This window comes from Massilia sp. P2_C2 (assembly GCF_056404615.1).
In genome coordinates, this window is the sequence record NZ_JBFUDR010000585.1 from 1 (window position 1) to 1,521 (window position 1,521).

A 1,521-nucleotide genomic window follows, 5' to 3' on the forward strand; every position below is an offset into this window, starting at 1 on the left:
GAGATGATGCCTCCCTGTGGCGTACCGGCTTGCGTCGGGAACAGCCTTCCCATCTCGACGAACCCTGCTCTCAGCCATTTCTGTAGGACACCTTTGTCCATGCAGACATTGGCGGCCAGCCAGTCGTGGCTAATATTGTCGAAGCAACCTTTGATGTCCCCTTCGAGAACCCATTTCGGCGATACGTCACGGCTCAGTACATTTCGTACCTGACCGATGGCATCTGCCGTCGAGCGTTCCCGTCGAAAACCATATGAATGAGGATCGCCGATCGTTTCGGCAACAGGGTCCAGTGCTAACAGATGCAGCGCTTGCATGGCCCGATCACGCATGGTGGGAATGCCCAACGGGCGTTTGTCACCATTAGCTTTCGGGATATAAATGCGACGTAGTGGCAGCGGCTTGTATCTCTTGATACCAAGACCATTCACCGCCTGCCATTTCTCTTCTGGGGTGCTCCAGGTCTGCTGATCCACACCAGGAGTTTTCCGGCCACGATTCTCCGTTACCCGCCTCACAGCCAAAGCTTTCGCTCCGGTGGATTTGGTCAGGAGTCTCTGCAGGGAGCGCACCTTCCGCCATTCACCTGCTTTTGCTGCCTTCGCAATGCGTGCCTGTATCCTCGCGACAGCCTGATAAACCTTGGCCCACGAGATGTCGTGCCAAGATTTCCAGCCTGTGGAGGCAATATCACAATCGTGCTGACTTGCGTCCATATCAACCTCCGGTCGATTGGAGCGGGTGAAGGGAATCGAACCCTCGTCATAGGCTTGGGAAGCCTCAGCTCTACCATTGAGCTACACCCGCGTAATYCCCAGAAGGAATAGACGCACTTTGCCCCAACGGGGCATGCGTTATCCCCACTGGGTGCGATTCACAGACCTGTCTTGCGACAGATCACCAGATGGAAGTCTGCACGTTTTCACGTTAGGGCAATCTTTTCATCCCCTATCCTCTCCGTTACAGAGAGGCGTTCGCTTTTTCCATCATCCTCTACCTACTATAACATCAGACAATCTTGCGATTGCCCTTGTCTGCCGTACAGGCCAGACGCCATATCAGGCTTACCTCGTTCCGTACAGGCAACAGGATTGGGAAGGTTCTGCCTTTTCGCCGGTGATACCCATGTCAGCGTGTCCGCACCAAGCAGACGGACAACCGATCACATCGAGCCTCTTGCCGTTGCGTTTAGCTCGTCAAGCTTGACGACGTTTAATGGCAGTTCACTTTACGTTAACCATCCAACCCAGCCTAGCGCCTCATCCGGTCGCAACTACCGAACTCCCGGCAAATCCCTCGCGGAATCCACCGTCCCCCGAAGGGCGGCTACATTGTCGGAGCGCTCAGCACCCCACCGTTACCAGTGACGCACCGCTCCTAGGCTACGAGGGGCTGAACCCTCGGTCTTGCCGGCCATTGATGCACCTCAAGACAATTGCTTGCACAGCCTTCGTCGCTTCAATTTACTACTCACTGAGACCTGTTTACCCCGTGTAGCTGGGGCTGGTACCACACTCTAGG

General features: G+C 55.3%; 1 protein-coding gene and 1 tRNA gene. Both read right to left on the reverse strand.

Annotated elements, in window-relative coordinates; genetic code table 11:
• Positions 1-716: reverse transcriptase N-terminal domain-containing protein (locus AC1DYX_RS31055; RefSeq protein ID WP_477266065.1), on the reverse strand; the 716-nt coding region annotated here is incomplete at its 3' end.
• Between the two features lie 17 nt (positions 717-733).
• Positions 734-807 (reverse strand) — tRNA-Gly (locus AC1DYX_RS31060).
• Positions 808-1,521 lie beyond the last annotated feature (714 nt).